At 37.6% G+C, this 6,345-nt stretch carries 7 protein-coding genes; 1 reads left to right on the top strand and 6 read right to left on the bottom strand.

Annotated elements, in window-relative coordinates; all coding sequences use genetic code 11:
* The 6 genes from ACS72_RS09390 to ACS72_RS09365 form a co-directional block, all read right to left on the bottom strand.
* The coding region (locus tag ACS72_RS09390) for an IS30-like element ISAba125 family transposase (RefSeq protein WP_235675451.1) at window positions 1-881 on the bottom strand (881 nt) is incomplete at its 3' end.
* Window positions 882-1,197: 316 nt separating this feature from the next.
* Complete coding sequence (gene ribA / locus ACS72_RS09385; RefSeq protein ID WP_045795875.1) at window positions 1,198-1,800, bottom strand: GTP cyclohydrolase II; 603 nt, start codon at window positions 1,798-1,800, stop codon at window positions 1,198-1,200.
* Between the two features lie 289 nt (window positions 1,801-2,089).
* A complete protein-coding gene (locus ACS72_RS09380; protein ID WP_048881949.1) occupies window positions 2,090-3,028 on the bottom strand; it encodes an IS5 family transposase in 939 nt (312 codons plus the stop codon).
* A 161-nt stretch (window positions 3,029-3,189) separates the two neighbouring features.
* A complete protein-coding gene (locus ACS72_RS09375; protein ID WP_045795876.1) occupies window positions 3,190-3,474 on the bottom strand; it encodes a putative quinol monooxygenase in 285 nt (94 codons plus the stop codon).
* A gap of 20 nt (window positions 3,475-3,494) precedes the next feature.
* Window positions 3,495-4,493, bottom strand: a complete 999-nt coding sequence (locus ACS72_RS09370) for a zinc-binding alcohol dehydrogenase family protein (protein WP_048881948.1) — start codon at window positions 4,491-4,493, stop codon at window positions 3,495-3,497.
* Window positions 4,494-4,566: 73 nt separating this feature from the next.
* Window positions 4,567-5,307 carry an SDR family oxidoreductase gene (locus ACS72_RS09365; protein WP_048881947.1) on the bottom strand — a complete coding sequence of 247 codons (741 nt, stop codon included), beginning with the start codon at window positions 5,305-5,307 and terminating at the stop codon, window positions 4,567-4,569.
* A gap of 135 nt (window positions 5,308-5,442) precedes the next feature.
* Between ACS72_RS09365 and ACS72_RS09360 the strand changes: the two genes are divergently transcribed.
* Window positions 5,443-6,342: a LysR family transcriptional regulator gene (locus ACS72_RS09360; protein WP_048881956.1), complete on the top strand. Its 900-nt coding sequence runs from the start codon at window positions 5,443-5,445 to the stop codon at window positions 6,340-6,342.
* Window positions 6,343-6,345 lie beyond the last annotated feature (3 nt).

Below are 6,345 nucleotides of genomic sequence, written 5' to 3'. Positions count from 1 at the left end.
TTTCTAGGACGAGTATTCAGTGACATGGCAACTTGATTTAAATAATGCTGATCTGCCTGATTTAAATCAATCCCTTTAGGTAAATATTGCCTAATTAAACCATTCATATTTTCGCATGTGCCTTTTTGCCAAGGTGAATGTGGGTCACAGAAATATACATCTATGCCTAAATCTTCTTCGAGTATTTTATGTTCTGACATCTCGCGTCCACGGTCATAGGTCAACGTTTTACGCAGTTCTGCAGGTAAATATTTCAGAGCTTCAGTTAAAGCCTTGCGCACTGATTCTGCCTTTGCATCAGGTAATGTTGCCAAGATACAGAGCCGTGTATTTCGTTCAATAAGTGTTGCTATCGAACTTTTATTGTCTTTACCTTTAATTAAATCAGCTTCCCAATGACCCGGTATTTTTCTTTCTTGAACTTCGGCTGGGCGCTCATGAATAGTTTTAATATCCTGTAATATAGAATCTTTTTTAGGTTCACCGTTAGCTTTTCGCTTTTTATTTTCATGACGCAGACAGGATAATAAGTCTTTTTTCAACTCACCCTTTGGTAATGCTCGTATCGTTGAATAAATCGTTGTATGGCTTACATTCATTGTTTGATCCAAATCAGGAAATGTCTTTAAACGCTTTGCTATTTGCTGAGGAGACCATAAACAACGGATCGCTTCAACAATAAATTTCCAGAGGATTGAATCGATTTTGAGTTTTCTGTGACCACGTCTACGTCTAGCGAAGGTGTTATCAGAAGCATATCGAGCTTGATAAACGTCATTGATGCTATTTCTTTTAAGCTCACGATAGATCGTACTAGGATGTCTTTTAATGAGTTCAGCAAATTTTCTGGCTGAAAAGCCTTCTTTTCTTGACTCAAGCATTAATGCAGTACGATCTTCAAAGTTAAGATGATGGTATGACAATTTTATATACTCCATAAACCCTTTAAATTAATTAGGTGGTTTATGTCGCACTTCAAGTTTTACTCTGCCCTTTTTTTAATAAAGGGATGAACGCGACTTTAGAAAAAATCACGGTTTTTTCGCAAATCCTGAGAGAAAATAAAGAATAAGCCAGCTTCTTTGATAGGTATTCTTTAAAACCATAATTAAATATAAAACAGTATTTTATCTTCGCCTTCTCCCGAAAGGGAGATGGAACTTTATATGTGGATTTTTTTCTAAAAGTGATCGCTTTTTAAAAATCACTATTATCATATAGATGTGACATACGTTTTTGCTTTGTTTCTAGATAAGCTTTGTTAAAGATATTTAAACCAACTTTTAAAGGAATACGTTCAACAACATTAATTCCTAAATCAGTTAAAGATTTAATTTTAAGGGGATTATTTGTAATGAGTTTTACATTCTTTATTTTTAAATAATCTAACATAATGGTACACATATCATATTTACGAGCATCTGCTGGTAAATTTAATAATAAATTGGCGTCAAGAGTATCATGTCCTTGGTCTTGAAGGGCGTAAGCTCGAATTTTATTGGTTAGTCCTATGCCGCGACCTTCTTGGCGTAAGTATAAGATCACACCTTGACCTGCATCATTCATCATTTTCATAGTTGAGTGTAATTGTGGACCACAATCACATTTGAGTGATCCAAAAGCATCACCTGTTAAGCATTCTGAATGAATTCTAACGAGTACAGGTTGATTAGAAATAGTATCCATTCCTTTAGCAAGAGCGATATGTTCTTCACCAGTACTTTGGTCTTGAAATGCTATAATTTCAAAATCGCCAAATGCAGTAGGTAACTTTGATTTGGAAACAAATTCTATAGCCATTGAAGAATACACCTATATAAATTTATATTTGATACGATTTACTTAATTTTTTTAAAAGCATTGGCTAAATTTTTACAATTATAAATTTCAGCGTTTTACTTCTAATTAAAGATTATGTATTTAATAGTGAATTTTTTGTGAAATGTTAAGTTGACAAAACCACTAACCAAGCGAAAAAGGATAATACCCTCATTTCAAGCTTCTCAAGCAGGCATGTCATGACGTTGAATCATGGCCGGCTTTGTTGCATAAACATTCAAAAGCTGAGTTTTCCCCAATCCATTCAAATTTAAGAGACAACTTGGGTGTGAGGTTGAGGTCTACCTAATTCCGTAAATCTATTCAGAACTGCCACACGCGCATGAATTTCATTGACCTGACTTTGAAAATGTCTTGCCGTCAGCTTATCTCCTAATAATTTGATGCAATGCATCTTGGTTTCCACCAAACTACGACGGTGATAACCCGACCATTTTTTCCATAGGGTTCTGCCTAAATGTTTAACCGTTTGAAGTAACTCATTTCGTTCTATTGAACTTATTTTAGAATCTTTCCAGGGCTTGGCATTCTTTCTGGGTGGAATTACTGCATGTGCTTGACGATCTGAAATCACTTGTCTGCAGCACTTCGTGTCGTACGCGCCATCGGTATAGACAGAATCTATTCGCTCATCTAGTGGAATTTGATCCAGCAAATCACCTAGTACTTGTGAATCACTGACATTATTTGTCGTAAGCTGAACGGCACGCATTTGCAGTGTTTCAGCATCTATACCAATATGCAGTTTACGCGATTGCCGACGGTATTCAGGCTGATGTTTTTTACGCTTCCATTCGCCTTCACCTAAAAATTTTAAACCCGTAGAGTCAACGAGTAGGTGTAACCCATCACGACTTTTCTGATAGCTTATCGCAATATCAATATGCTTTTGTCGTCTACAAAGGGTGGAGTAATCTGGTGCTATCCAATTCAAGCCACAGAGTTTAATCAGGCTTTGAACAAAGCCAGTAACCATACGTAAAGAAAGACGGAATAGAGATTTGATCATTAAACAGCATTGAATCGCTGTATCGGAATAAGTTTGATTTCGTCCGTGCTTGCCTTGTGGTTGTGCATACCATTGCGTCTTAGGATCAAACCAGATTGAAATATTTCCTCGCTTGATTAAAGCTTGGTTATACGAGGACCAATTGGTTGTACGATAGATTTTAGGTGTAGGCTTCTTCATTTGGAAATTATATTGCTGAAGAAGCCTTCAAGAATAGCTTTGTGCAACAAAGCCATTTAAAGTCTCAAAAAAAATAGGAGCTTAGAGCTCCCATTTTTATATTAACTTTCTAATTCCCTATGTTACTTTGAAGAATACTTCATCATAATGTCCGAATACAGCTATATTTTTTTGATTTCTACAATATCACTGGATTCAATGAGCGATTGGATATTACCAAATAAACTTTGAATATAATCAGAGGCTATATGGATATCTAAATCCTCCCTGCTACGCCATTCTTCTAAGAAAAAATATCTACTCGAGTCATTTTCGCTAATATAAAGCTCATATTTCAAGCATCCTTCTTCGTGAAGCGTAGGCTCTATTACACTTTTTAAAAGCGCTTCTAACGTCTCTTTTTGATCTGACTTTGCCTTAAAGTTCGCAATGATTGAAATAGTCATTATTTCACCTTGAATTTGTTTTAGAAGTTTTCTAGTACAATTTTGCCTTTTGACTTACCTGATTCAAGCAACTTATGCGCCTTCTCCAAGTTTGCAGCGTTAATTTTGCCTAGATTTTGGTTGAGGGTACTTCTAATTTTTTGCTGGTCAACTAATTGGGCAACCTGTTGCAATAGATCACCTTGCTTTTCAATATCATCGGTTTCATACATTGAACGGGTGAACATCAACTCCCAATGGATAGAAATAGATTTAGTCTTAAACGGCATAATATCAAAGGTTTGTGGATCATCGATTAATCCAAGCTTGCCTTGTGGTGCAATCAGAGAAACTATTTGCTTGATATAGGTTTCTGTATGATTTGTAGAGAATACGTATTTTGGTTTTGCAATGCCTAGTGTCTCGATTTGTGCATTTAAATCTTTGCTATGATCAATGACATGGTCGGCACCAAGTGATTCCACCCAAGATTTCGTTTCTTCACGTGAAGCTGTTGCTATAACGGTCAGATTTGTTTTTGCTTTTAGGAGTTGGATAGCGATAGATCCTACACCGCCTGCACCACCAATAATCAGAATACTGCCAACTTCTGTTTCTGAAATTTGAAACCGATCAAACAGCATTTCCCATGCCGTTATTGCAGTTAATGGCAATGCTGCTGCTTCTGCATTAGATACTGTAATGGGTTTAAGACTGATAATTCGTTCATCGACTGCTTGAAACTCAGCATTACTACCATCTCGGGTTAAATCGCCAGCATACCAAACAGAATCTCCTACTTTAAACGAGGTAACTTTTGAGCCAATTTCAATAATTTCACCAACGGCATCCCAACCTAAAATACGATTATTTGCTTCAGATGAATTTTTTCTCACTTTGGTATCAACTGGATTCACAGAGATTGCCTGAACTTTTACCAGTACATCACGCTCCTTAAGCGTAGGCTTCACTTTTTCAATATCTACCAATGAATTTTTAAAATCATCATGGTGATTGATAACATACGATACGGCTTTCATAGATTTGTCCTCAACTTTAAAAAAATAGAGTAAAAATGGGAGCCAAGTGCTCCCATTTTATGTTCCTCAATAATTAAAACTCTTGGCTCGTTGGGCGTAAAACAATTTCATTAATATCTACATCCGCAGGCTGTTCAATTGCATAAGCAATTGCTCGAGCGACTGAGTCAGCTGGTATGGCTTGTTTGTAGAAATCAGTAACAAACTCTGAACTTTCTTTATGAGAAGAACCGAATTTTAGTTCTGACTCAACTGCACCAGGCTCAATAGTCGTCGTTCTAATTGTTCCCCCAACTTCATGACGAAGTCCTTCAGAGATGGCTCTTACAGCGAACTTAGTACCGCTATAAACAGTACCTCCTGGACTAAATACTTTTATCCCTGCAACAGATGCGAGATTAATAAAGTGTCCAAAGTTTTGTTTTTGGAAAACAGGTAGAGTAGCTGCTATACCATAAAGAACACCTTTAATATTAATGTCGATCATACGATCCCATTCATCAACTTTTAGCTCACTTAATGGTGCAATAGACATTAATCCAGCATTGTTTACCAATACATCGATTTGACCAAATGCGCTTAATGCCTTTTCAATAAGTGCTTGTACTTCATGTGGTTTGGTTATATCCATACCAATAAATTCAGCTTGACCACCTTCAGCACGAATGTCGTGAACAATAGCCTCTAATTTTTCAGTACGTCTAGCACCAAGTACAACCTTTGCACCTTTTTTAGCAAGTAAGCGAGCAGTAGCTTCACCTAAACCACTACTTGCACCAGTGATAACAATAACTTTATTTTCTATATTATTCATACAAGTAACCTTCAACTTATCTGTCAATCATATTTGATGGATTAAGTATTACAGCCTTGTTAGGTATAATAAATGAATAATATTATCTTTCAGAATTCCTATTTACGGAATAATTACCAGACTACAGGGTTGGACATGCAGAACAAATTGGAAATGATGCGTATCTTTTGTGTCGCAGCAGAGTCTCGAAATTTTAAAGAGGCAGCCACTCAGCTCGGTATTTCCCCGCAGGTAGTAACACGGGCAATAAAGGAGCTAGAAGAGCAGCGCGGAGAGATTCTGTTCTACAGGAGTACTCGACAAATTAAAATTACCGCTGATGGTGAGCGTCTGGCAAAGCAAGCACGTTTTGCGGTGGGATCGATCGATGCTTTGTTTGTAAAAGACACCAAGGAAAAACGAGATGAAATGCGTGGGACTGTCCGTCTTACTGTGTCGTCTGTGTTAGGGCGTAAATTGGTAGTACCTGCACTAGCAGAATTTGCCACACGTTACCCAGATATTGTCGTGGATTGTGTGCTAACAGATTCACACTCGGATGTGATCGATGAGCGGATAGATATCGGGATCAGATTTGGATTTTTGCCGGACAATCGATATGTGGCAAGGGAATTGGCTAAAGTGAACTTTTATTCTGTGGGTACGCCAGAGTTAATTGATAAGGTCGGAATGCCTAAAAAAATTATTGACCTTGATAAATACCCTCTAACAGCACTATTCGATCATAAAACAGGGCGTTACTGGCCATGGACATTCACCGAAAGTCGAAGCTTCACGCCATCAAAGCCTCGTTTTATTACAGATGATCTAGAAGCTGAATTTCAAGCGATTCTCGCTGGAGTTGGATTCGGACACATGCCTGGATTTCTAGTTTTGCCGTGGCTTAGGAGTGGTAAGCTCATTCAGATACTTCATGAGGAAACCTCTCCCGTTTGGCGCCTGTATTTATATCGTCCACAGCGGGGCCCGACACCTTTGCGAATCCGAGCATTGTTTGATTACTTAGCGGAAGTGTTGGGCCATATAGAAAACTGAATC

The sequence above is a fragment of the Acinetobacter sp. VT 511 genome (genome assembly GCF_001077515.1).
GTDB lineage: Bacteria > Pseudomonadota > Gammaproteobacteria > Pseudomonadales > Moraxellaceae > Acinetobacter > Acinetobacter schindleri.
This window is presented reverse-complemented; position numbering and strand designations above follow the sequence as displayed.

What these genes read in the sequence shown, in the direction of transcription:
- ACS72_RS09370 (WP_048881948.1), bottom strand. Translation starts at nt 4,493, where the DNA reads ATGAAAGCCGTATCGTATGTTATCAATCACCATGATGATTTTAAAAAT.
- ACS72_RS09360 (WP_048881956.1), top strand. Translation starts at nt 5,443, where the DNA reads ATGCAGAACAAATTGGAAATGATGCGTATCTTTTGTGTCGCAGCAGAG.
- ACS72_RS09375 (WP_045795876.1), bottom strand. Translation starts at nt 3,474, where the DNA reads ATGACTATTTCAATCATTGCGAACTTTAAGGCAAAGTCAGATCAAAAA.
- ACS72_RS09365 (WP_048881947.1), bottom strand. Translation starts at nt 5,307, where the DNA reads ATGAATAATATAGAAAATAAAGTTATTGTTATCACTGGTGCAAGTAGT.
- ACS72_RS09380 (WP_048881949.1), bottom strand. Translation starts at nt 3,028, where the DNA reads ATGAAGAAGCCTACACCTAAAATCTATCGTACAACCAATTGGTCCTCG.
- ribA (WP_045795875.1), bottom strand. Translation starts at nt 1,800, where the DNA reads ATGGCTATAGAATTTGTTTCCAAATCAAAGTTACCTACTGCATTTGGC.